This window comes from Pseudomonas sp. Y3 TE3536 (assembly GCF_053629175.1).
The window spans coordinates 3,785,327-3,809,489 of the sequence record NZ_JBRJHU010000001.1 but is presented as its reverse complement, the minus strand read 5'-3'; the positions used below and the strand labels follow the sequence as shown (position 1 = coordinate 3,809,489).

The following is a 24,163-nucleotide window of genomic DNA, read 5'->3' as shown; positions in this document are numbered from 1 at the left end:
GCGCTTCGCACCCCTTTCGCGACGCAAGGCCGCTCCTACACGTCCAGCGCTATCCTCAGGTGAAGCGCTGCCCTGTAGGAGCGGCCTTGCGTCGCGAAAGGGCCGCAAAGCGGCCCCAGTGCCCCCAAACTAACCCCCAACCTTCCTGAGCCAGCCCCCCACATCCTGATAAATCTCCCCCACCTGCCCCACAATCCCGGACATTCGCAAGAAGTCATGGGTCAGCCCCTCGACCCGAGCAAACGTCACCTCGGTCCCCCCCGCCACCAGCCAGTCTCGGTAGGCAAGCCCTTCGTCATGCAACGGATCGTACTCGGCCACGAACAGGTACGCCGGCGCCAACGGCTCGCGTACCGTCGACAGCAAGGGCGACACACGCCAGTCCAGACGCTGCTCCGGCTGCGGCGCATAGTGCTGGTAGAACCATTCCAGGGTAGGCGTTTCCAGCAGGTACCCCTCGGCATGCTCGCGGTGAGAGTCGCGCTGGCAGGAAATGTCTGTCACCGGGTAGAACAGCAACTGCGCCAGCGGCTTGAACGCCAGCGCTTCGGGCTGCTCGACGACCGTGATGGCCAGCACGGCGGCCAGGCTGGCACCGACGCTGTCCCCGGCCACCACCACCCGGCGGTTGTCCAAGCCCAACGCCCCAGCCTGCTCGGCCAGCCAGTTGGCGGCATCCAGCACATCGTGCAGCGCTATCGGAAACTGCTGCTCCGGCGCCAATCGGTAGTCCGGCGCCAGCACCGCGAACTCGCCCATGGCTGCCAGGCGGCGGCACACCGAATCATGCGAGTCGAGGCTGCCCACCACATAGCCACCACCGTGCAGGTAGAAGATCACCGGCTGCAAGGCATCGCCTGCGCCGCCCTCGCGGTACAGCCGTGCTGGCAGGCTGGCGCCATCGCGCGCCGGGACCTGCAGCTCGCTCACCGCCACGCTGCCGGGCGGGCTTGGGTCGAGCACTTGCGAACTGCCCTCGAACTCGGCCCGGGCCTGGGCCACGTCCATCGCGTGCATGGGCAGGCTTCTGCCCGTCAACCGGCCAAATTCGACCAGCTCCAGAAATCCCGCCAGATCAGGGTGCAATGCCATGTCGGATCCTTGCTTGAACAATATGACTGCTGTCCCTACGGGACGTAGAAGGCCCACCGAAAATTAGCCGTAAGCGCCGCTAAATCGATGGCCGACACACTCGTTATCCCTGCACAACGAAATCCCGTCAGAGGCTAACCGTGGACCTTCAGAGCATCCTCAGCAAACTGTTCGCCAACGCCCATGCCGTCGGCATCGAAGGCGTGTTCCAGTTCGTCTTCGGCCCGGACCGTGCCTTCTGGTCGGAAGTGCGCGACACCAGCCGCACCGGTGCAGGCCGGCACAGCACCCCGGATGTCACCATCGAGGTGGCCGAGCGCGACTTCCTCGGCATCATGGGCGGCACGGCCAACGTCGAGGAGCTGTTCGCCAGCGCACGCCTGAAGATCACCGGCAACATGGGCCTGGCCACCTTGCTACCGCAAATCATCAACAACGCCCGCAAAGGCGCCGCAGCGACCAAGGTGGCGATGAACCAGCGCTACCCAACGCCGGCACGCCTCAGCGAGCGGGTCTCGGCCGCGCTGCCGGTGCAGCGCGAGGTGCAGCGCATTGCCCGGGCAGACATGCCCCTGCAACGGTTTCAAAGCGACTACCTGGCGCACGGCATACCGGTGGTGCTCAGCGATGCCCTGCAGGACTGGCCACTGTTCACCATGGGCCGCGAAGCGTCGCTTGAGCATTTCGCCGAACTGCAAGGCATTACCCGGCACGGTGACTACGTCAAGAAAACCTTCTCTACCGACCGCGACTTCCGCTCGACCTCCATGGCCGATTTCATCGCCTCGCTGGACACCCCGGCCAAGCCTGGCGAAACGCCGGCTTACATGGGCAACAACATCGTCCCGGAAAAGCTCCTGACCCTGATCCGCTTTCCGGACTACTTCGAGCGCCAGCGCTTCATCTCGCCACGCATCTGGATCGGCCCAAAGGGCACCCTGACGCCCCTGCACCGCGACGACACCGACAACCTGTTCGCCCAGGTGTGGGGGCAGAAGTCGTTCATCCTGGCTGCGCCCCACCACCGTGCGGCGCTGGGCACCTGGTCGACCAGCCCCAAGGGCGGCCTGGACGGCTGCGATTTCAACCCCGACGCACCGGACTACCAGCGCTTCCCAGCCGCGCGTGACGTGCCGTTCCTGCGCGTGGTGCTGCAGGCCGGTGACCTGTTGTTCCTGCCTGAAGGGTGGTTCCACCAGGTGCAGTCGGTGTCGACGTCGTTGTCGGTGAACTTCTGGGTGAATTCCGGGCGCGGCTGGTAGCCGCACCTGCGGGGTTAATTTGCAGTGGCGTCGGCTCGTTCCTAGAGAAACCGCTTGCAAGAGGACTCCCGCATGGCCAACCCCACCCGCCTGTCCCAGGCGCTGCAGCAAGGCTTGCGCCGGCTGGTCAAGGGCCGCTCGCCGAGCACCAGCGCCTACCGCGTGTTCGACCTGGTGCTGGCCCGGCGCATCAGCCTCAGCCCGTCGCTGACGCGCCTGGTCTTCACCGGCCCCGATGTTGCGCAAATGTGCACCTTGGCCCCTGACCAGCGCGTGAAGCTGTTCTTCCCGGCCCCCGATGGCTCGCTGCCGAGCCTGCCGAACGAGCTGCACTGGAAGGCCGCGCACAGCGCCCTGCCGCCAGCCCAACGCCCGCCGATGCGTACCTACACCATTCGAGACTTGCGCCGGGAAGCCCTGGAGGTCGATGTCGATTTCGTGTTGCACGGCGTCAACGGGCCTGCCTCGGCCTGGGCCACCCACGCCCAGGTGGGCGATGGCCTGCAAATGGTTGCCCCCAATCTGGCCTATGCCGGTGACCCGGGCGGTTATGAATGGAAGCCGCCGCAAGGCGTACGCAATGTTTTGCTGATAGGCGATGAAACGGCGCTACCGGCCATCGCCGGCATTCTTGAGCAATTGGCCGACATGCAACCCGAGCTTGCGGTGCAAGCCTTTATCGAGGTGCCCCTGGAGGCCGACTGCCTGGCGCTGCGCCACAGCGCCGCCGCCCACGTGCACTGGCTGCCCCGCGAGCTGTTGCACTGCGCGCATGGCCAGGCCATGCAGCATGCCGTGCGCGAACTGGCCAGCCTGCCCAATGGCAGCGCCGCACCCCGGCTGAAACTGGAAGAGGTGGACATCGACACGCGCATCTTGTGGGAACAGGCCAGCACACGCCACAGCGCATTCCATGCCTGGGTGGCGGGCGAGTCGGCGACCGTGATGGATATCCGCCGGTACTTGATCAAGGAACGCGGATTGCCGCGAGACTGCCTGACGCTGATGGGGTATTGGCGAGCCGGGCGCACATTCGACTGATGCAGTAATGCCGGGGGCGCTGTGCGCCCCAATCGCCGGCAAGCCGGCTCCCACAGGGTTCCTCACAAGGTCTGAGCCTGCGCAGTTACCTGTGTGGGCTTGCCCGCGAAGAGGCCGGAACAAGCACCACAAGACAGTTGCTACCAAAGCTCGCGCCGAACCCGGTGGGAGCCGGCTTGCCGGCGATTGGGCCGCAAGGCGGCCCCGGTAATGATCAGACAGCTGCCCTGAGGGCTTCGGCAAACCGCTGCGCCACGTCGTCGATCTGCTCGCCGCTGATGATCAACGGCGGCAGGAAGCGCACTACTGCGCCATGGCGACCACCCAGCTCCAGGATCAGGCCACGCTTGAGGCACTCACGCTGCACCTTCGGCGCAAGCTCACGGTTGGCCACAGGGTGGCCCAGGGCATCGCGCTGGCCCTGCGGGTCGACCAACTCCACCCCAAGCATCAGCCCACGCCCACGGATATCACCCAGTTGCGGGTAATCCCGCTGCAGGTGAAGCAAATGCTGGCGCAGGCGCTGGCCCATGGCCTCGGCATGCTCGGCCAGGCGATGTTCGACCAGGTAATTAATCACTGCGGAACCTGCTGCCATGGCCATCTGGTTACCACGGAAGGTGCCGGCATGGGCGCCCGGCTTCCAGGTGTCCAGCCAGTCGCGGTACACCACCACTGCCAGCGGCAGGCTGCCGCCAATTGCCTTGGACAAGGTCACCACGTCCGGCACGATACCGGCATGCTCGAAGGCGAACATCCGCCCGGTGCGGGCGAAGCCGCTCTGGATCTCGTCGACGATCAGCGCCACCCCCGCTTGCTCGGTGATCCGCCGCACGCCCTTGAGCCACTCGATATCGGCCGGGATCACCCCGCCCTCGCCCTGCACCACTTCAAGAATCACTGCCGCCGGCAGCGGCACACCGCTTTCTGGGTCGAGCAGCAGGTTTTCCAGGTAATGCAGGTTAGCCTTCACCCCCGCTTCGCCACCCAGGCCGAACGGGCAACGGTAGTCGTACGGGTACGGCATGAACTGCACACCGTTGCCCAACAAGGCACCCAACGGCTGCTTGGGCCCGTGGCTGCCCATCAGGCTCAGCGCACCTTGGCTCATGCCATGGTAGGCACCTTGGAAGGCCAGCACGGTGCTGCGCCCCGTGGCGCCGCGCACCAGTTTCAACGCCGCCTCAACGGCATCGGTCCCGGTCGGGCCGCAGAACTGCACCTTGGCTTCCCGGCGCAGCGCCTCGGGCAGCACGCCGAACAGGTCCTGAACAAAGCGGTCCTTGACCGGCGTGGTCAGGTCGAGGGTGTGCAGCGGCAGTTCGTCGGCCAGTACACGCTGGATCGCCTCGATCACCACCGGGTGGTTATGGCCCAGGGCCAAGGTGCCGGCCCCGGCCAGGCAGTCGATGAACTGACGGCCTTCGACATCTTCGACATGGATGCCACGGGCGCGCTTGAGGGCCAGCGGGATGCGCCGCGGGTAGCTGCGGGCGTTGGATTCCTGTTGCTGCTGGCGTTGCAGCAAGGGCGAATCGGTGAACGCGTACAGGGGTTGCGGCGCACTGGCCGGCAAGACCTGGGCAAAGCTGGAAGCGGTCGACATGGGTAGATCCTCGCAAGCAAGCGAAAGTGCCCCGCCACGCCCCTGTAAGCAGATGTGTGCGGGTAGTTGTCGCTTGGAGAACGCTTCAGCGCAAGGAGGATTTAGCGGTTGTTGTGGGATTTTTACAGCCTGGGCCGGCCAATAGGCCGGCCCAGGCCGCATATCAACGCCCCGAACGCGCCGGTACCTGCAACAGCACCCGCAAGCCATCGCCACGGCTGTCGAAGCGCAGGCTGCCGGCACAGCGTTGCACGATTGCCTGGACGATCGCCAAGCCCAACCCACACCCGCCACTCTGGCCGTTGCGCCAGAAACGCTCGGTCAGGTGCTGCAGGTCTGCTTCGGCAATGCCCGGCCCGTGGTCGCGCACCATGAACCCCACCTGGCCGTCAGTCATCTGCACCTCCAGCTCCACCGCGCTATCGCCACCATGGCGCAGGGCGTTGTCCAGCAGGTTGCGCAAGGCCGCAACTGCCAGCGGCGCGGGCATGCCCAAGTAGATTTGCGTGGCCTCCTCGGGCAGGCGCAATACGATGCGACGGTTATCGCCACCGCCGGCATCCTGCACCGCCTGGCGGGCGACCTGCTCGGCGCTGCACTGCACGCCATCCTCGAACGACAGGCTGCCTTCCACACGCGCCAGCATCAGCAGTTGCTCAAGCGTGCGGTGCATGCGGTCGGTACCTTGCTCGGCATGCTCCAGTGCCTGTTCACGCACCGCGCCGTCGGTCATCCGCGCCACCTGCAGGTGAGTCTTGATCGCCGTCAGCGGGCTGCGCAACTCGTGGGCGGCGTCATCGGTCAGGCGCCGTTCGCGCTCGATGGTTTGGGCGATCCGCAGGAACAACTGGTTCTGCGTGTCCAACAGCGGCTGCAGCTCGCTGGGCAGGCCCGCCACCTGCAGGGGCTCGACGCTGTCGGCGCGCCTTCGACGCAAGGCGTCGCGCATCCGGTTGAGCGGCTCCAGGCCCTTGCCCAAGCCGATCCACAACAGGCCGAGGCTGCCGAGCAATGCCATCAGCACCGGCGCCGAGGCGGCCAGCAGGATCGACTGGTTGAGGGCCTCGCGCTCCATGTGGCGGTCGGCGGTGGTGATGCGCACATCGCCGTGGTTGTAGGTGAACGTACGCCACAATGCGCCGTCGATGGTCTGGTCACGGAAGCCGCTGCGCTGGTCATCCATGGCGCCATCATGCTTGTGGTTGCTGGCCAGGATCTCGCCGCGCAGCGAGCTTACCTGGCACGCCATGCCATCCGGCACGCTGAACTGGTCGGCGGAAAAGTGCGCGTCCTCGCCCTTGGCCGCCAGCGGCTGCGGCAACTGGTCGATCAACCCGGCCACCATGCGTGCCGAGGCCACCAGGCGCTGGTCGAGGGAGAACATCATCTGCTGGCGCAGGTCGCGCAGCATCCACGCGGCAGCCAGTACCCAGATAATCACGAAGGCGCTGCCCAGGATCAGGCTCAGGCGTACCCGCAGGCTCATGAAGCAGCCTCTTCCGGTGCTTGCGCCGGGCCAAGCCGGTAGCCCAGGCCGCGCACGGTCTCGACGATACCGTTGCCAAGTTTGCGGCGCAGGTGGTGGATATGCACGTTGAGGGCGTTGCTTTCGACCTCGTCGCTGAAACCGTACACGCAGTCCTTCAACTGCTCGCTGGACAGCACCCGCCCAGGGTTCTGCAGCAATGCCTGGAGCAGCGCCTGCTCACGTCGGGACAGATCGACCGGCTGCCCGGCCAGGAAGGCTTCGCAGCTGCTAGGGTCGTAACGCAGCGGCCCATGCTCGATGACATTCACCGCGCGCCCGGCCACCCGGCGCAGCAGGGTGTGCAGGCGCGCTGCCAGCTCGCGCAGGTCGAACGGCTTGAGCAGGTAGTCGTCGGCACCGGCTTGCAAGCCATCGACCCGGTCGGTGACCGCATCGCGGGCGGTGAGCACCAGCACAGGCAGGGTCTCGCCCTGCTGACGCAAGCGCCGCAACAGCTTCAGGCCATCTTCGTCGGGCAGGCCGAGGTCGAGGATCATCACATCGAACTGCGCGGCCTGGAGCATCGCCCGCGCACCTGCGGCATTGGCTACCCGGTCCACGGTCAGGCCCTGGGCGGTGAGGCCGGCGCAGATGCCGCTGGCGATCAGGTCATCGTCCTCGCAGAGCAGAACGTGCATGGTGGGGGCTCCGGGGTAAGTGAGGCAGATACTGCACCACGGGTGGATTAAGAGGGGATTATGGACCTTGAGCGTGCGTTTAGGCGGATGTAGGACCGGGTTAACCTTGGGTTAATCGACCCAGGCCAGCATGGCCCACTTCATCGTATAGCCAAGGCGAAGACATGCGCGCCCTCTTTCTGTTCCTGGCCCTCCTGCTGGCCGGCCCCCTGCAAGCCAACCCGTTCGAGGTCAAATCCGACTTCCTGCCGGTCGACCAGGCCTTTGTCCTGAGCCACGACCGCCAACCCGACGGCCAGATGCGCCTGTTCTTCCAGATCAAGCAAGGCTACTACCTGTACCAGAAGCGCCTGAAGTTCGACGGCCTGAGCCCCGAGCAGCAGCCACAGCTGCCCCCCGCGCTCAACCACCATGACGAATTCTTCGGCGACAGCGCGGTGTACCGCGACCAGCTCGAACTGCTGATCCCGGCCAGTGCGCAAGGCCAACTGCGCCTGGGCTGGCAAGGCTGTGCCGACGCCGGCCTGTGCTACCCACCGCAGACCACCGCCATCGACTTGGGCGGCAGCGTGGCCCCCGCCGCCGATCAGGCCAGCGACCAGGCCTTGGCCAGCAACCTGCGACAGGGCAACCTGGCCTGGGGCCTGCTGGCCTTCTTCGGCCTCGGCTTGCTGCTGGCCTTTACCCCCTGCTCGCTGCCGATGCTGCCGATCCTTGCCGGGCTGGTGCTCGGCAATGGCGCCAGCGCCCGGCGCGGCTGGCTGCTGGCCGGGGTCTACGTGCTGAGCATGGCGTTGGTGTACGCCGCCCTGGGGGTAGTGGCCGCGCTGCTCGGCGCCAGCCTGCAGGCCTGGTTGCAGCAACCCTGGCTGCTGGGCAGCCTGGCGGTGCTGTTCGTGTTGCTGGCGCTGCCGATGTTCGGCGCTTTCGAGCTGCAGTTGCCCGCTGCCCTGCGCGATCGCCTCGATCGCGCCGGCCAAGGCACTCGTGGCGGCAACCTGTACGGCGCAGCATTGCTCGGGGCGCTTTCTGGCTTGCTGCTCGGCCCGTGCATGACCGCACCGCTGGCCGGCGCGCTGTTGTATATCGCCCAGAGCGGCGACGTGCTGCAGGGTGCGCTGGTGCTGTTCAGCCTGGGCCTGGGCATGGGCGTGCCGCTGCTGTTGCTGGTGACCCTGGGCAATCGCTACCTGCCACGCCCCGGCGCATGGATGAATCGGGTCAAGGGCGTGTTCGGCTTCGTGTTCCTGGCCATGGCCCTGTATACCGTGCGCAGCCTGCTGCCAGAAAGCCTGCTGCTGGCCCTGAGCGGCGCCTGGCTGATCGCCTTGGCCTGGGCCGCCTGGCCGGCCCTGCAACGGTTGCCGGCACTGCGCGCGGTGCCGTTGCTGGGCGCGCTCTGGGGTGCCCTGTTGCTGGTCGGCGCGGCCGCCGGGGGGGATGACCTCTGGCAACCCCTGCGCCCGTTCGCGGGGGGTGCCGCGCCTGCGGGCGGGCAGCACGCCGAGGATGCCTTTGTCACCGTCAACCGCCCCGAGGACTTGCAACGCGAACTGGAGGCCGCCAAAGCCCGTGGCCAGTGGGTGATGGTCGACTACTATGCCGACTGGTGCGTGTCGTGCAAGGTCATGGAAAAAAACGTCTTCACCCGCGCCGACGTGCAAGCCAGCCTGGCCGGCGTGCACCTGCTGCGCCTGGACGTGACCGCCGACACCCCGGCGAGCAAGGCATTGTTGCAACGCTACCAGGTACCCGGCCCGCCCAGCATCATCTGGGTCGGCCCGGAAGGCGACGAACGCCGCGCACGGCGCATCACCGGTGAAGTGGATGCCGCCGCGTTCCTGCAACACTGGACCCAGACCAGGAGCCAAGGCTGATGCTGACCGTAACCCTCGGGCCACTGACCATGGCCCTCAACCACCTGCTGATGCTCACCGCCCTGGTGATCGCCAGCGTGGTCGGCTGGTGGGTCGCCCGACGCGGTGGCGAAAGCCCGGAGTCGGCCCTGTTCAACCTGTTTCTGATCGGTGTGCTGTGCGCGCGCCTGGGCTTCGTCGTGGCCTACTGGCCGATGTACCAGGATGACCTGGTGCAGGTCATCGACATCCGCGACGGCGGCTTCCTGTTCTGGTCTGGCCTTGCCGGCATCGTGCTGGCCGCGCTCTGGCAAGGCTGGCGTCAACCAGGCCTGCGCCGCCCGCTGGGCTGGGCATTGTTCAGCGGCGCGTTGTTCTGGGGCCTGAGCAGCCTGGGCAGCCACCTGTACAGCAAAGGCACCGAGCTGCCTGAGCTGAGCCTGCGCAACGCCGGCGGGCAGACCGTGGCGTTGCACAGTTACCGCGGCAAGCCACTGGTCATCAACATCTGGGCCACCTGGTGCCCGCCGTGCCGGCGTGAAATGCCGGTGCTGCAACAGGCCCAGGGCGACTATCCCCACGTGACTTTCCTGTTCGTCAACCAAGGTGAAACACCCGAGAACGTCAGCACCTTCCTCGCCACCACTGGCTTGAGCCTGACCCACGTGCTGTTCGACGGCGCCGGGCAATTGGCCCAGCGCGTCGGCTCGATGGCCCTGCCCACCACGCTGTTCTACGACAGTAATGGCCGGCTGATCGGCAGCCACCTTGGCGAGCTGTCCCGGGCCAGCCTGCGCCATGCCTTGGAACCTTTCGACCGGGCCACCGCGCCCACCCCTGCCGCACAAGGAAACTAACATGCGATTGACTGCACTACTGCCCCTGTCCCTGGCCCTGCTGGCCGCCCCGCCCTTGCACGCCGAAGACGCGCTGCCCAAGGCGATCCAGCAACTACAAGCCAAGGGCGCCGTGATCAAGGGCAGCTTCGACGCCCCCGACGGCCTGCGCGGCTACGCCGCCGAATACCAGAACAACGGCATCGCCCTGTACCTGACGCCTGATGGCAAGCATGTGTTGGTCGGCAGCTTGTTCGACGAACAAGGCCAAGACCTCAGCGCCGCACCGCTGGACAAGCTGGTGTATGGGCCGATGAGCAAGGAAATCTGGGCGAAGATGGAGAAAACCGCCTGGATCGCCGACGGCAAGGCCGACGCCCCGCGCAAGGTGTACCTGTTCAGCGACCCCAACTGCCCGTACTGCAACATGTTCTGGGAACAGGCGCGGCCGTGGGTCGAGTCGGGCAAGGTGCAGCTGCGCCACATCATGGTTGGCATCATTCGCGAGGACAGCCCCGCCAAGTCGGCGGCATTGCTGGCGGCAAAAGACCCGGCCAAAGCATTGGCAGAGCACGAGAAGGCCGGCAAGGCCAGTACGCTCAAGCCGCTGGAGAAGGTGCCAGAGGCCGTGCAGCAGAAGCTGGCGGCGAACATGGCGTTGATGGAAGAAATGGGGCTGCAGGCGACCCCGGCGATTTTCTATCAGGATGAGCAGGGTAACTTGCAGAGCCAACAAGGGGCGCCGCGGCCGGAGCTGCTTGGGAAGATTTTGGGTAAGCGCTAGCGCATGTGTTGAGTTTTGCAGTGGGGCAGAAATCGAGCGCCGCCCGCGCGGCGCTTCGCAGCACAAGGCTGCTCCTACAGTTGTTCAGGGGCAGTTATTTCTGGGGCAAACGCGCGCGGCCCCCTTTAGTGCCCGCCTCAATATAGAGTCGAATCAACAAGGCGGTCGCGCGCGGAAGGCACAGGCGAAACTGGCCCGAAACAACTGTAGGAGCAGCCTTGTGCTGCGAAGCGCCGCGCGGGCGGCGCTCGATGTCCGCCGCCCCGCAAAACTCAAGGCGAAACCCTAACCCTACAGCCCCTCAAGCTCCGCCATCAGGTCACTCAGCCGGTCAACCTTGTCGTCATCCAGCACACGCCCCTGCAACCCCTCCACATACACCGCCAGTTCCTCCACCGTGCTGCACTCGAACATCGCCCGCAGCGGCACATCCAACTGCAACTGCTTCTGCACCCGCGAAGCGATCTGCGTGGCCAGCAGCGAATGCCCGCCCAACTCGAAGAAGTTGTCGTGTACACCCACCCGTTCGGCCTTGAGCACATCGGCCCAGATACCGGCCAACACCGCTTCCAGCTCGTTGCGCGGCGCCAGGTAGGCCTGGCTGTGCTGGCTGCCGATGTCGATGGCCGGCAGTGCCTTGCGGTCGAGCTTGCCGTTGGCGTTGTGCGGCAGGCTGTCGAACCACCCCCAATGCAGCGGCACCATGTACTCCGGCAATGCCGCGCGCAGGCGCTGCTTGATCTGTTCGAGCAACGCCGCATCAGGGGTTACGCCCTGATGGGCCACCAGGTAGCCGACCAGGTGCTTGCCGTTGGCGCCTTCCTGCACGCCCACCGCGGCATCACGGATTTCGGCCTGTTCATGCAGGCGCGCTTCAATTTCACCCAGTTCGATGCGATACCCGCGAATCTTCACCTGGTGGTCGATGCGGCCCACATACTCCAGCACCCCGTCCAGGCGCTGGCGCGCCAGGTCGCCGGTGCGGTACAGGCGTTCACCCGGCGCGCCATGGGGGTGCGGGATAAAGGCCAGGGCGGTACGCACGGGGTCGCCAACATAGCCACGGCCAACGCCGGTACCGGCAACGCACAGCTCGCCAACCGCGCCCAACGGCACCAGTGCCTGGTCCTCGCCGAACAGGTACAGGCGGTTGTTGTCGGTCGGGGTGCCAATCGGCAGGTAACTGCCGCGCGTGGACTCGACATCGACACGGAAGAACGCCACATCGTCCGAGCACTCCGCCGGGCCGTAGGCATTGACCAGGCCAATGCCTGGGTAACGCTGCAGCCATTGCGCGGCCAGTTCTGGCGGCATCGCCTCGCCGGTCGGCAGCATCCAGCGCAGGCCGTTGAGGGCCTGGTGATCGTTGGCCAGCATGCCCTGGATCAGCGACGGCACGCTTTCCAGCACGGTGATGCCGGTAGCCTGCACATGCGCCAGCAGGCCTTGCGGATCATGGGCGATGGCATTGGGCACGATCTCCAGCCTGGCGCCGAACAACGGCGCGGCCAGGAACTGCCAGACCGAGATATCGAAGCTCTGCGAAGCGGTCTGGGCAATTACGTCCTGCTCGTTCAGGGCCAGGTAAGGCACCTTGCTGAGCTGGTTGTTGAGCATGCCGCGCTGCTCGACCATCACCCCTTTGGGCAAACCGGTGGAGCCCGAGGTGTAGATGACATACGCGAGGTTGTCGGGCCCGCTATGAATACCCGGGTTGTGGCTGGCGATGTTGCTGGCCTGGATGTCTTCCCACACCAACAATTGCGGCCGCGCCACACCCTCCAGTGCGTCCAGCATCTGCCGCCCCTGCTCGGCACAGGCCGCGCTGCATACCAGCACCGGTGTGCGGCTGAGCGCGACGATGCGCTGCAGGCGCGCGCCTGGCAGGCCGGGGTCCAGCGGCAGGTAGCCGGCACCGGCCTTGAAGCTGCCGACGATCATCCCCAGCAATGGCAAACCGCGCTCGGCCAACAGCGCAACCGGCTGATCGACGGTTACGCCTGCGCCGATCAGGGCATGGCCCAGGCGGTTGGCCGCAAGGTTCAGGCCCGCGTAGTCAAAGGACGCGTCCAGGCAACGCGCCACCGTGCGCTCTGGGTGCGCGGCGACCTGCGCCTCGAACTGCTCGACATAGCTCTGTTGCAGCGCGTAGGCGTGCTCGGTGCGGTTGCAGTCTTCGATCAGGAAGCGTTGCTCTTCGGCACCCAGCAGCGGCAAATCGCTTACCTCGCCCTCGAAGCCCTGCACCAGCGCCAACAGCAGGCGCTTGAACTCGGCCAGCAGGCGTTCGACGGTCGAAGTGTCGAAGTAACGTTGGTCGAACGACAGGTGCAGGCCCAGGTCATCCCCCGGGTAGCACACCGCCGTCAACGGGAAGTTGGTGTGGGTGCGGCCCGAGTCGGAGCTGGCGTTGAGGTGCTGAGCGTGGTCCAGCACCGCGGTTTCCACCGGCGCGTTCTCGAACACGAACAGGCTGTTGAACAGCGGCTGGCCCTTGGGCAGTTCGCTGCATTCCTGGATCGCCACCAGCGGCAGGTACTCGTACTCGCGCACTTCCATATTGTGCTCGAGCACGCCTTGCAGCCACTGGCGCACGCTGCAGCGCTCGCCGGCGGCGGGCAGTTGCACGCGCAAGGCGATGCTGTTGATGAACAGGCCAACGGTGCGCTGCATCTGCGGCATGCTCACCGGGCGCCCGGCCACGGTGACGCCGAAGGCCACGTCGCGCTCGCCGCTGTAGCGCGCCAGCACCAGGGCCCAGGCCGCCTGGGCAAAGGTGTTGATGGTCAGCTGATGGGCCTGGGCCAGTTCGCGCAAGCGAACACCGTCAGTGACGTCCAGGCGGGTGTAGCAGTCGCCGACGATCATGCCGTCACCGGCGTGGTCGTGGCGCAACGGGCGGTCGCTGGGGATCGCCGTGGCCCGTTCGAACCCGGCCAGGTTGGCTTGCCACCACTGGCGCGCTTCGTTCAGGTCCTGGCGTTGCAGCCAGCCGATGTAGTCACGGTAGCGTGGCGGCACCGGCAACTGGGCCGGGCGGCCTTCGCCAAGGGCCTGGTAGACCTCGAAGAAGTCGTTCATCAGCAACGAGCGGCACCAGGCATCGATCAAGATGTGGTGGTTGCTCATCATGAACCAGTAGCGTTCATCGGCGACGCGCACCAGGCGCAGGTGGAACGGCGCTTCACGCAGCAGGTCGAAACCGGCCTCGCGCTCCTGTTTGTGCAGGGCTTGCAGGCGGGCTTCCTGGGCACCGTCGTCGAGGCCGCGCCAGTCTTGATAATCCACTGCCGTCTTGCCGGGCTTGTGGATGATCTGCAGCATCGCCTCGCCGGCGTTCCAACTGAACGACGCCCGCAGGGCCTCATGGCGCGCCACCACCGCCTGCCAAGCTTGGGCGAAGCGTTCGGCGTCGAGCGCGCTGTTGATGCGGTAGCGGTCCTGCATGTAGTAAATGCCGGTGCCTGGCTCCAGCAGGGTGTGCAGCAGCATGCCTTCCTGCATCGGCGTCAGCGGGTAGACATCGTCGATCTCGGCGGCAGCGACCGGCAAGTTGTCGATCTGCTCCTGCGTCAGGTGCGCCAAGGGGAAGTCGGACGGCGTGAAGCTGCCGTTGCCGTCGGCCAGGCAGTGGCCGACCAGTGCCAGCAGCTCCTGGCGGTAGCCTTCGGCCAGGGTGGCGATGGTCTGCTCGTCATAGCGCTCGGTGCTGTAGGTCCAGCGCAATTGCAGGGCACCGGCATAGACCTGGCCGTCGACACTCAGCCAATTGGGCAGCGGGGCCTCCAGGTCATGGGCCAGGCCCGCCGGTGCGTCCAGCGGCTGGAACAGCGCATCAGTGTCAAACTGCTGGTCGAACTGCCCCAGGTAGTTGAAGGTGATGCGGGCCTGCGGCAGTGCGGCCATGCACTCGCGCCCGGCCGCGTCGGCCAGGTAGCGCAGCACGCCATAGCCCTGCCCTTTGTGCGGCACCTGACGCAGTTGCTCCTTGACCCGTTTGATCGAGCGGGCGCGGGCGGCATCGTCATCACCCAGCACCGGGCAAAGGCTCAGCGGGTAGGCGTTGGTGAACCAGCCGACGCTGCGGGTCAGGTCCATGTCTTCGAACAACCCGTCGCGGCCGTGGCCTTCGAGCTGTACCAGCACCTCACTGTCACCGCTCCACCGGCACAAGGCCCGGGCCAGGGCTGTCAGCAGCAGGTCGTTGACCTGGGTGTGGTAGGCCGCGGGTGCCTGTTGCAGCAACTGGCGGGTCTGCTCGGCATCGAGGCCGATGGCCAGGGTGCGGGCGTGGCGGTGCAGGTTACCACCCTGCGGGTGATCACACGGCAGTTCGTGGCGCACAGTGCCGAGCTGGGCGTGCCACCAGTCCAGCTCGTCGCGCAGCGAGTCGCTGCCGGCGTAGCTGGCCAGGCGTGCGGCCCAGTCGCCCAGGGTGTGGGTCTTGGCCGCCAACGGCTGGCCACGGTACAGCGCCTGCAAGTCTTCGAGCAGCACACGCCAGGACACGCCATCAACCACCAGGTGGTGAATCGCCAGGAGCAGGCGTTGGCTGCCCTGCCCGTCCGTCACCAGCAAGGCGCGAAGCAGCGGGCCTTGCTCCAGGTCGAGGCTGCGCTGCAGGTCGGTGTACAGCGCCTGGCACTCATCGAAGTCTGCAACCGTGGCCGCCCACAGCAGTTGCTGAGGCGCAGGCTGGGCATACTCGGCCTGCCAGCGGCCATTGGCCTGGCGGAAACGCAGGCGCAGGCTGTCGTGGTGCTGCACCAGTGCAGCCAGGGCCTGCTCCAGTGCCGCGCTGTCCAGAGGCTGGCGCGCCGCCAACAGTACGGCCTGGTTCCAGTGCTGTGGCTGGGCCACTTCGCTGTCGAAGAACCAGTGCTGGATTGGCGTCAGCCCGGTTTGCCCCTCGCGCAAGCCCTGCTCGATACCGCTTGGCGCGGCGCTCAGGCTGACCACCGTGGCCAGGGTCTGGATGGTCTGGTGCTGGAACAGGTCACGCGGGGTGAACTGCAGGCCCACCTGACGGGCCCGGCTGACCACCTGGATCGACAAAATCGAGTCGCCACCGAGTTCGAAGAAGTTGTCCTGCACGCCAACGCGGGCAACGTTGAGCACGTCGCGCCAGATCTGCGCCAGCTGCGCTTCCACTTCGTTGCCTGGGGCCTGGTAATGCTGGTGCGCCTGCTCCAGGTCCGGCAGCGGCAGCGCCTTGCGGTCGAGCTTGCCGTTGCCCATCAGCGGCAGGCTGTCGAGCAGCACCAGGTGCGCGGGCACCATGTAGTCCGGCAGTTGCTGGCGGGCATCGGCCTTGACCGCGTCGCGCAGCGCGGCCTGGGCCTCGCCGTTGGCACCGGCCTGCTTGCACACCAGGTAACCCACCAGTTGTTTGCCGCCCGGCAGGTCGAGGGCCAGGACCACCGCCTCGTCGACATCGGCATGCGCCTGCAGGCGGCTTTCGATTTCGCCCAATTCGATACGGAAGCCGCGAATTTTCACCTGCTGGTCGGCACGGCCAACGTACTCGACCAAACCATCGGCGCCCAGGCGCACCAGGTCGCCGGTGCGGTACAGGCGCCCGCCCTGTGTGCTGAACGGGTCGGCCACGAAGCGCTCGGCGCTCAGCCCCGGGCGGTCGTGATACCCCTGGGCCAGGCCGGCACCGCCGATGTACAGCTCGCCGATGCCGCCTTGTGGCAGCAAGGCCAGGTCCTCATCGAGGATGTACCCATTGCGGGCGCCAATCACGCGGCCGATCGGCACGCTACCCAGGTCGGCCGGCAGCGTGGGTGGCGCCAGGCAGGCCAGGGGCATGACCACGGTTTCGGTCGGGCCGTAGGCGTTGAAGAACTGTTGCGGCGTGAACGCCTGGCGAATGCGCTGCAGGTGCTCGCCGGTCAGCGCCTCGCCGCCGGTGATCACCAGGCGCACCGGCAACTGCTCGCCCTGCCCGGCCAGGTACTGGGCCAACTGGCTGCCATAGCTTGGGGTGAAGCCAAGAATGCTCACCTGTTGCTCGCGCACCAGTTGGCAGATCTCTTCAGCGCCCCACTGGCCTTGGGCACGGATCACCACGCGGGCACCACACAGCAGCGGGGTCAGCAGGCGTTCGCTGGCCGCATCGAAGTTGATCGAGTAGAAGTGCAGTTCGCAGTCGTCGCTGCGCATGCCGAAGGCCTCGATCACGGCCTGGCAATGCATGGCGATTTCACCATGGCTGACCACCACGCCCTTGGGCTTGCCAGTGGAGCCAGAGGTGTAGATCAGGTAAGCCTGGTGCTGCGGCAGGTTGAGATTATCCAGCGGGGCATCGCTGAAGGCGGACAAGCCTGCGGCATCGTCTTCCAGGCTCCAGCGGGCCACGCCGTCTGGCAGTTCGCCAAGGGTTTCCAGCAGCGCGCGCTGGCTGAGCAGCAGGCCGATGCGGCTGTCTTCGATCATGTAGCGCAAGCGGTCGAGGGGGTACTCGGGGTCGAGCGGCACATAGGCACCGCCCGCCTTGAGGATGGCCAGCAGGCCGACGACCATTTCCAGCGAACGCTCCAGGGCCAGGCCGACGCGTACCTGCGGGCCGACACCGCGCTCGCGCAGGGCGCGGGCCAGGCGGTTGGCCTGCTGGTCCAGTTCGGCGTAGCTCAGGTGCTGGCCCGCGAAGGTCAGCGCAGGGGCCTGTGGTGTGCGCGAAGCTTGGGCGGCAAACAGGCCGTGCAAGGTCTGGTCGAGGGCAAAATCCTGCTCGCCTTGTAATTGCCCAACCAGCACTTGCTGCTCGCCCGGGCTCAACATCGGCAGCTCGCACAGGCGCTGTTGTGGGTCGTCCAGCAGGCCGATCAGCAACTGCTGCCAGTGCTCGGCCATGCGCGCAATGCGCGGCGCGTCGAACAGGTCGCGGCTGTAGGTCAGGCAGCAGCCCAGGCGGCCATCGAGGTCAGTGACTTCGAGGTACAGGTCGAACTTGGTGGCGCTGGCGTCGTTGACCAGGTAGTCGACCTGCATGCCCACCAGTTCACGGCTTTGCTGGAACGCCCAGCGCTGGACGTTGCACATCACTTGGAACAGCGGGTTATAGGCGCTGCTGCGCGGTGGCTGCAGGGCTTCGACCAACTGGTCGAATGGCAGGTCCTGGTGCGACTGGCCTTCGATGGCGGCCTGGCGCATCTGCTCCAGCAGCTCGGCGGCGGTCATCTGGCCGTCCAGTTCGCAGCGCAGTACCTGGGTGTTGAGGAAGGCGCCAATCAGCCCCTCGCTTTCCGGGCGGATGCGGTTGGCCACCGGTGCGCCGATGCGCAGGTCACGCTGGCCGCTGTAGCGGTGCAGCAAGGCCGCCAGGGTTGCCGTCATGGTCATGAACAGGGTCAGCCCGCGCTGGCTGTTGAACGCATGCACGCGCGCCACCAACGCCGGGTCGAGCTCGAACCGGTGCAACTCGCCACGGTGGCTCTGCACCGCTGGGCGCGGGCGATCGGACGGCAATGCCAAGACCGGGTGCTCATCGCCCAGGCGGGCTTTCCAGTAGGCCAGCTGCCGCGCGCCTTCGCCGCTTTCCAGCCAGTGCCGCTGCCACACGCTGTAGTCCAGGTATTGCACTGGCAGCGGCGTCAGTGGCGACTCACGGTCATCGACAAAGGCTTCGTACAGCTCGCCCAACTCGCGGGCGAAGATGTCCATGGCCCAGCCTTCGGTGACGATGTGGTGCAAGGTCAGGACAAAGTAATGCTCACGCTCCTCGGCCTTGACCAGGCAGGCGCGCAGCAGTGGGCCACGCTCGAGGTCGAACGGCTGGTGCGCCTGGTCGTCGGCGAGCTGTTGCAGGCGTTGCTGGCGGGCCTCGGCGGGCAAGGTGCTGAAGTCTTGCCAGTCGAGGTGCACGCCGCTGTCTTCGGCCACGCACTGGTACGCCACGCCGTCGATGCTGGGGAACGTGGTGCGCAGGGTTTCATGACGCACGATCAGCGCCTGCAGCGCCCGCTCGAATGCGTCCACGTGCAGCGCGCCACGCAAGCGGGCCATGCCGCCGACGTTGTAGGCGGGGCTGTCGGGCTCCATCTGCCAGAGGAACCACATGCGCTGTTGCGAGTACGACAACGGCACGGCCTGGCGGCGGTCGACGCGGGCGATTTCGCCTTGCAGGTTATGCGCGCCGGCCTCCCGCAGGCGCGTGATCTCGGCGCAGAACGCGCCCAGCTCGCTGGCGTCGAACAGCACTTTCAGCGGCAGCTCGACATCGCACGCCTGACGGGTCCGCGAGACGATCTGGGTGGCGAGCAGCGAGTGGCCACCCAGGGCAAAGAAGTCGTCCTGCAGGCCCACACGCGGCAAGTTGAGCACTTCACGCCAGATCGCCGCGACCTGCTGCTGCACGGCACTTTGCGGCTCGACATGCTCGCGCTGTTGCCACACCGGGGCGGGCAGCGCCTTGCGATCGACCTTGCCACTCGGGCCCAACGGCAGGTGTGCCAGCGGGATCAACTGCGCCGGCACCATGTACGCCGGCAGTTGCTCGGCCAAGGCGGCCAGCAGTGCAGCCGGCTCGGCCGCACCGCTGTAGTAGCCGACCAATTGCGCGCCCACAGCGTCCTTGTGGATCAGCACCAGTGCCTGCTCGACACCCGCTTGCGCCAACAGGCAGGCCTGCACTTCTTCGGGTTCGACGCGGAAGCCGCGCACCTTCACCTGCTGGTCGAGGCGCCCCAGGTATTCCAGCGCTTCCAGCTGGACTTGCCAGCGGGCACGGTCGCCACTGCGGTACAGGCGCTGGCCGTCGCCGTCGGCCTGGGGCACGAAACGCTCGGCCGTCAGGCCCGGACGGCCCAGGTAACCTCGGGCAAGCCCCGCGCCGCCGAGGTACAGCTCACCCGGCACACCGGGCGCGGTGAGTTCCAGTTCATCGTCCAGCACGCGGCACAGCACGTTGCCCAACGGGCGGCCGATCGGCGAGCGCTCGCCGTCTTCGGCCTGGCAGTGCCAGTGGGTGACGTTGATCGCGGTTTCGGTCGGGCCATAACGGTTGTGCAGTTGCACCTGGGGCAACAGCTGCAGCACACGGTCACGCAGGTTGGCCGACAACGCTTCGCCGCCGGAGAACAACCGGCGCAGGCTGGTGCAGGCGGCGGCCTGCGGCTCTTGCACGAACACCTGCAACAGCGGCGGCACGAAGTGCAGCGTGGTCACGCCATGCGCTTGCACCAGCGCAGCGATGCGCTGCGGGTCACGATGCTCGCCAGGGCCAGCCAGCACCAACTTGCAGCCGGTGACCAGCGGCCAGAAGCACTCCCACACCGAGACGTCGAAACTGATGGGTGCTTTTTGCATCAGCACGTCGCTGTCGTTCAGCGCATAGGTGGCCTGCATCCACTGCAGGCGTTCGGCCAGGGCCGCATGGGTGTTGCCCACGCCCTTGGGCTGGCCAGTGGAGCCCGAGGTGTAGATCACATAGGCCAGGTTGTCGCCGTGCAGGTGCAGGCCGGGGGCATGGCTGGGCCAGCTGTCCAGGTGCAACTGGTCGAGGGCGATGGCGCTGACGCCTTCGACCTGCGGCAGCTTGCCCAGCAGGCCGCTGTGGCTCAGCAGCAGGCTGGCATTGCAGTCGCCGAGCATGTAGGCCAGGCGCTCGGCCGGGTAGTCCACGTCCAGCGGCACGTAGGCGCCGCCGGCCTTGAGGATGGCCAGCAGGCCAACCAACAACTGTGGCGAACGCTCGACGGCGATGGCCACGCAGGTATCGGGGCCAACGCCTTTGTCACGCAGGTAATGGGCCAGGCGGTTGGCCTGCTGGTGCAACTCGGCATAGTCCAGGCTGCCGCCCTGCCAGGCCAGCGCGGTTCGCTGCGGGGTCAGCCGGGCCTGCTCGTTGAGCTGTTCGACCAGCAGGCGCTGGGGCGCCGCCGCCGGTGCCTGGCCCCAGCCGAGCAGCTGTGCGCGGTGCTGTTCATCGAGCAACTGCACCTCGCCCAGCGCCAGCTGCGGCCGGGCGCAAACCTGCTCGAGCAAGGCCAACAGGTGGGCGGCCAGGCGTTTTACCGTGCTGGCCTCGAACAGTTCGGCGGCATAGTCGAAGGCCAAGGTCAGGCGGCCTTGATGGTCCTCTTCACTGTGCAGTTGCAGGTCGAACTTGGCTTCGCGGCTGTGCCACGGCAACTCTTCGGCAAGCAAACCTGGCAAGCGGCGCAGCGCCGAAAGGTCACGCTGCTGGTGGTTGAACATGACCTGGAACAGGCCTTGCTCGCGCGCGTCGGGCAGGGCTTCGAGCAGCTGTTCGAACGGCAGGTCCTGGTGGGCCTGGGCTTCAAGGGTGGCCTGGCGAGCCTGGGCCAGCAGGTGCTCGAAGGGCAAGCGGCCATGCAACTGCGCACGCAGCACCTGGCTGTTGATGAAGAAGCCGACCAGGCCCTGGGTTTCCAGGCGCGGGCGGTTGGCATTGGGCACGCCGATGCGCAGGTCTGCCTGGCCGCTGTAGCGGTGCAGCACCGCTTGCCAGCCGGCCAGCAGCACCATGAACAGGCTCGCCTGCTGCTCGCGGGCCAGGGCGTTGAGCGCTTCGGTCAGCTTGGCCGGCACCTTCAGGGTGTAGCGCGCCGCGCGTTTGTCACGCTGGCTGGCGCGCGGCTGGTCGGTGCACAGGTCGAGCACCGGCAGTTCATCACCCAGCTTGGCTTTCCAGTACTGCAACTGGCGTTCGGCCTCGCCGTCGGCCAGCCATTGCCGTTGCCAGGTGCCGTAGTCGGCGTAACCCAGGGGCAGCGGCGCCAGCGTGGCTGTTTGGCCCTGGCAGTGCGCGGCGTACAGTTTGGCGAACTCGTCGAGCAAAATGTTCAGCGACCAGCCATCGGCGACGATGTGGTGCAACGTCACCCACAGCTGGTGGTCTTCATCGTCCAGGCGCGCCAGGGTCACGCGCAGCAGTGGGCCTTGGCACAAGTCGAACGGCTGCTGGGCCTCTGCCTCGCGGCACGCGGCAACCTGCTCGGGGGCCTGGCCTTCGAGGTCCAGGCGACGCAGGCCAAACGGCTGCTGGGCCTGAATTCGCTGCAGGGCTTGGCCATCCACTTCGCTGAACACCGTGCGCAGCGATTCATGGCGCGCCACCAGGGCCTGGAACGCAGCCTCCAGTGCGGCGACGTCCAGCTCACCGCGCAGGCGCAGGCCGGCCGGAATGTTGTAGGCCGCCGATTGTGGCTCCAGTTGCCACAGCAGCCACAGGCGGTTCTGTGCCAGCGATTGCGGCAGCGACTGGTCGCGCGCCAGGGTGGTGATGGCCTGGGCTTGGGCGCCACCCTCAGCGAGGATCGCGGCCACCGCAGCGCTGTACTCGCCCAACAGCGGGGCTTCGAACAGGGTGCGCAGGCTCAGGTTGATGCCCAGCTCATCCGCCAGGCGCGCGGTGGCCTGGGTGGCTGCAATGGAGTTGCCGCCCAGCAGCAGGAAGTGGTCGTCCGCCGCCACGGCTTCGACCTTGAGCACATCGCGCCACACGGCGGCGATACGGGCCTGCAGATCATCTGCCACCGCGCCGCTTGCGGGTTGCTCGCTGGCCTGCGGGAAGCGCGCGTAACAGTCGAGGCTGCCATCGTCCATGCGCTGGCGGCAAGCCGAGCGTTGCAGCTTACCGCTGGAAGTCTTGGGCAGCGCGCCCGGGTTGAGCAACAAGACCACGGCCGGCGCCTGGCGGCAGGCGTCGGCGATGACCTGGCGTAGGGTTTTGATCAATGCCTGGGGCTCGAGGGCTTTTTGCACGTTGCGGCTGATCTCCACCGCCACGCCGATGCCCTCCTCTCCCTGGTGGTCCACGGCAAATACCGCCACGCGGCCTTTGCGCAGCACGTCGACTTCGCGCTCCAGGGTCTTTTCCAGGTCTTGCGGGTAAAGGTTTTGGCCGCGGACGATGAGCATGTCTTTCAAGCGCCCGGTGACAAAGACTTCACCCTCGCGCATGAAGCCCAGGTCGCCGGTGCGCAGCCAGGTCTGGCCATCGCGCTCGACGAACGTGCGCGCGCTGGCCTCGGGGTTGCGCCAGTAGCCCAGGGCGATGCTCGGGCCACCGGCCCAGATTTCACCCACCTGGTTGTCGCCCAGCGCTTCGAGGCGCTGCGGCTCGACGATGCGCACCGCATGCCCGGGCTGCGGGTAGCCACAGCTCATCAGCACGCTGCCGCTGCCGTTTTCGGCGCGGTTGGCGGCAAAGGCTTCGGCGTCCAGCGCCAGGGCGCCGATGCCCTGGCCACGGCGGCTGCCGCTGACGAACAGGGTCGCTTCGGCCAGGCCATAGCTGGCGAAGAAGCTCTGCGGGTCGAAGCCACAGGCCTGGAACTTGTCGGCGAAGGTTGCCAGGCTGTCCTGGCGAATTGGTTCGGAGCCGGAATAGGCCACGCGCCAGCGGCTCAGGTCGAGCCCGGCCAAGGACGCTTCGCTGACCCGTTCGCTGCACAAACGGTAGGCGAAGTCGGGGCCACCGCTGATGGTGCCGCCGTATTCGCTGATCGCCTGCAACCAGCGCAGCGGCCGGGCGAGGAAGTAGCCCGGCGACATCAGCACGCACGGCACGCCGCTGAAGATCGGCTGCAGCAAGCCGCCGATCAGCCCCATGTCGTGGTACAGCGGCAGCCAGCTGACGATGACATCGTCGGGGTTCACATCGATGCCGAAACCGTGACGGATCAACTGCTCGTTGGCCACCAGGTTGCCGTGGCTGACCTGCACGCCCTTGGGCAGCGCGGTGGAGCCCGAGGTGTACTGCAGGAAGGCGATGTCATCGCTGGCCAGGGCAGGTGCCTGCCAGGCATCGGCCAGGCCCGGGTCAAGGCCATCCACGGCCAGCAGTTCAGGGGCGTTGTCCGCCGCCAGCGCGTCCAGGCCCTGCAAGCTGTCGTGCAGGGCCGCGACGGTCAGCAGCAGGCGCGGTTCGGCATCGTCGATGATCGACAGCAGGCGCTCCTGGTGATGGTGACGGGTGGATTCCGGCGGGTACGCTGGCACGGCGATGACGCCAGCGTAGAGGCAACCAAAGAACGCCGCGACATAGTCCGGGCCACTGGGGAACAGCAGCACCGCACGGTCACCGAACCCGGCCCGGGCCTGCAGGGCGGCGGCGATGGTGCGCGCGCGGCGGTCCAGGTCCCGGTAGCTGAGCACGGCCTGCTCGCCAGGAGCGTCGGCGAGAAAGCGCAGGGCTATCTTGTCCGGGGTCTGCGCGGCGCGTTGCGCCAGGGCCTGGACCAGCGAGAGCGGGAGTTCGAAGGCGTCCGTCATGGGGTGTTCCTGCCAGTGTCTGGTGAAGTCGGGCCGGCTGCGCCGCGCACGTAGGCGGGCAGCACTCGGCGGCCGGATGTACACAGGGGAACGGATGGGCGGGGGAAGAAATTAGCGGGGTTTGCCTTGAGAGGTGTGGCGCGTGGGAGACCGTGCGCCGCGCGGGCGGCGCGCAATCCCCCACGCGACACACGTCTCAATCCTTGCTTAGAACCGAAACTTACAGATACTAATTACGTTTCGTATTTGACAATCATTATCATTCTGAATAGCTT

General features: G+C 66.7%; 10 protein-coding genes. 5 read left to right on the top strand and 5 right to left on the bottom strand.

The genetic code is table 11. The features are described from left to right. Positions 1–129 precede the first annotated feature (129 nt). A complete protein-coding gene (locus AB7M33_RS17200) occupies positions 130–1,092 on the bottom strand; it encodes an alpha/beta hydrolase (protein WP_454243172.1) in 963 nt (320 codons plus the stop codon). Positions 1,093–1,232: 140 nt separating this feature from the next. Between AB7M33_RS17200 and AB7M33_RS17195 the strand changes: the two genes are divergently transcribed. Both AB7M33_RS17195 and AB7M33_RS17190 read left to right on the top strand, forming a co-directional pair. Further along, positions 1,233–2,354 (top strand): cupin-like domain-containing protein, encoded by a 1,122-nt coding sequence (locus AB7M33_RS17195; protein ID WP_265970107.1) that lies wholly within the window; start codon positions 1,233–1,235, stop codon positions 2,352–2,354. 72 nt (positions 2,355–2,426) lie between these two features. After that, the gene (locus tag AB7M33_RS17190; protein ID WP_454243171.1) at positions 2,427–3,395 is read left to right on the top strand and encodes a siderophore-interacting protein; all 969 of its coding nucleotides are present in this window, start codon (positions 2,427–2,429) and stop codon (positions 3,393–3,395) included. A gap of 214 nt (positions 3,396–3,609) precedes the next feature. Here the strand turns inward: AB7M33_RS17190 and AB7M33_RS17185 are convergent, their stop codons facing one another. From AB7M33_RS17185 to AB7M33_RS17175, 3 genes are all read right to left on the bottom strand, one after another. Then, positions 3,610–5,001 carry an aspartate aminotransferase family protein gene (locus AB7M33_RS17185; protein ID WP_027592902.1) on the bottom strand — a complete coding sequence of 464 codons (1,392 nt, stop codon included), beginning with the start codon at positions 4,999–5,001 and terminating at the stop codon, positions 3,610–3,612. A gap of 163 nt (positions 5,002–5,164) precedes the next feature. Continuing rightward, complete coding sequence (locus AB7M33_RS17180; RefSeq protein ID WP_454243170.1) at positions 5,165–6,487, bottom strand: ATP-binding protein; 1,323 nt, start codon at positions 6,485–6,487, stop codon at positions 5,165–5,167. After that, a complete protein-coding gene (locus tag AB7M33_RS17175) occupies positions 6,484–7,167 on the bottom strand; it encodes a response regulator (protein ID WP_027592904.1) in 684 nt (227 codons plus the stop codon). Before AB7M33_RS17175 ends, AB7M33_RS17180 begins: the two co-directional genes overlap by 4 nt. A gap of 164 nt (positions 7,168–7,331) precedes the next feature. Between AB7M33_RS17175 and dsbD the strand changes: the two genes are divergently transcribed. The 3 genes from dsbD to dsbG are packed head-to-tail and all read left to right on the top strand — an operon-like array spanning position 7,332 to position 10,643. Next, the gene (gene dsbD, locus AB7M33_RS17170) at positions 7,332–9,044 is read left to right on the top strand and encodes a protein-disulfide reductase DsbD (protein ID WP_454243169.1); all 1,713 of its coding nucleotides are present in this window, start codon (positions 7,332–7,334) and stop codon (positions 9,042–9,044) included. After that, the gene (locus tag AB7M33_RS17165; RefSeq protein WP_454243168.1) at positions 9,044–9,880 is read left to right on the top strand and encodes a prolipoprotein diacylglyceryl transferase family protein; all 837 of its coding nucleotides are present in this window, start codon (positions 9,044–9,046) and stop codon (positions 9,878–9,880) included. Before dsbD ends, AB7M33_RS17165 begins: the two co-directional genes overlap by 1 nt. A gap of 1 nt (position 9,881) precedes the next feature. After that, positions 9,882–10,643 (top strand): thiol:disulfide interchange protein DsbG, encoded by a 762-nt coding sequence (gene dsbG / locus AB7M33_RS17160; RefSeq protein ID WP_099454857.1) that lies wholly within the window; start codon positions 9,882–9,884, stop codon positions 10,641–10,643. 291 nt (positions 10,644–10,934) lie between these two features. Here the strand turns inward: dsbG and AB7M33_RS17155 are convergent, their stop codons facing one another. Beyond that, complete coding sequence (locus AB7M33_RS17155; RefSeq protein ID WP_454243167.1) at positions 10,935–23,888, bottom strand: non-ribosomal peptide synthetase; 12,954 nt, start codon at positions 23,886–23,888, stop codon at positions 10,935–10,937. Positions 23,889–24,163: the final 275 nt, after the last annotated feature.

What these genes read in the sequence shown, in the direction of transcription:
- AB7M33_RS17165 (WP_454243168.1), top strand. Translation starts at nt 9,044, where the DNA reads ATGCTGACCGTAACCCTCGGGCCACTGACCATGGCCCTCAACCACCTG.
- AB7M33_RS17155 (WP_454243167.1), bottom strand. Translation starts at nt 23,888, where the DNA reads ATGACGGACGCCTTCGAACTCCCGCTCTCGCTGGTCCAGGCCCTGGCG.
- AB7M33_RS17190 (WP_454243171.1), top strand. Translation starts at nt 2,427, where the DNA reads ATGGCCAACCCCACCCGCCTGTCCCAGGCGCTGCAGCAAGGCTTGCGC.
- AB7M33_RS17175 (WP_027592904.1), bottom strand. Translation starts at nt 7,167, where the DNA reads ATGCACGTTCTGCTCTGCGAGGACGATGACCTGATCGCCAGCGGCATC.
- AB7M33_RS17185 (WP_027592902.1), bottom strand. Translation starts at nt 5,001, where the DNA reads ATGTCGACCGCTTCCAGCTTTGCCCAGGTCTTGCCGGCCAGTGCGCCG.
- dsbG (WP_099454857.1), top strand. Translation starts at nt 9,882, where the DNA reads ATGCGATTGACTGCACTACTGCCCCTGTCCCTGGCCCTGCTGGCCGCC.
- AB7M33_RS17180 (WP_454243170.1), bottom strand. Translation starts at nt 6,487, where the DNA reads ATGAGCCTGCGGGTACGCCTGAGCCTGATCCTGGGCAGCGCCTTCGTG.
- dsbD (WP_454243169.1), top strand. Translation starts at nt 7,332, where the DNA reads ATGCGCGCCCTCTTTCTGTTCCTGGCCCTCCTGCTGGCCGGCCCCCTG.
- AB7M33_RS17200 (WP_454243172.1), bottom strand. Translation starts at nt 1,092, where the DNA reads ATGGCATTGCACCCTGATCTGGCGGGATTTCTGGAGCTGGTCGAATTT.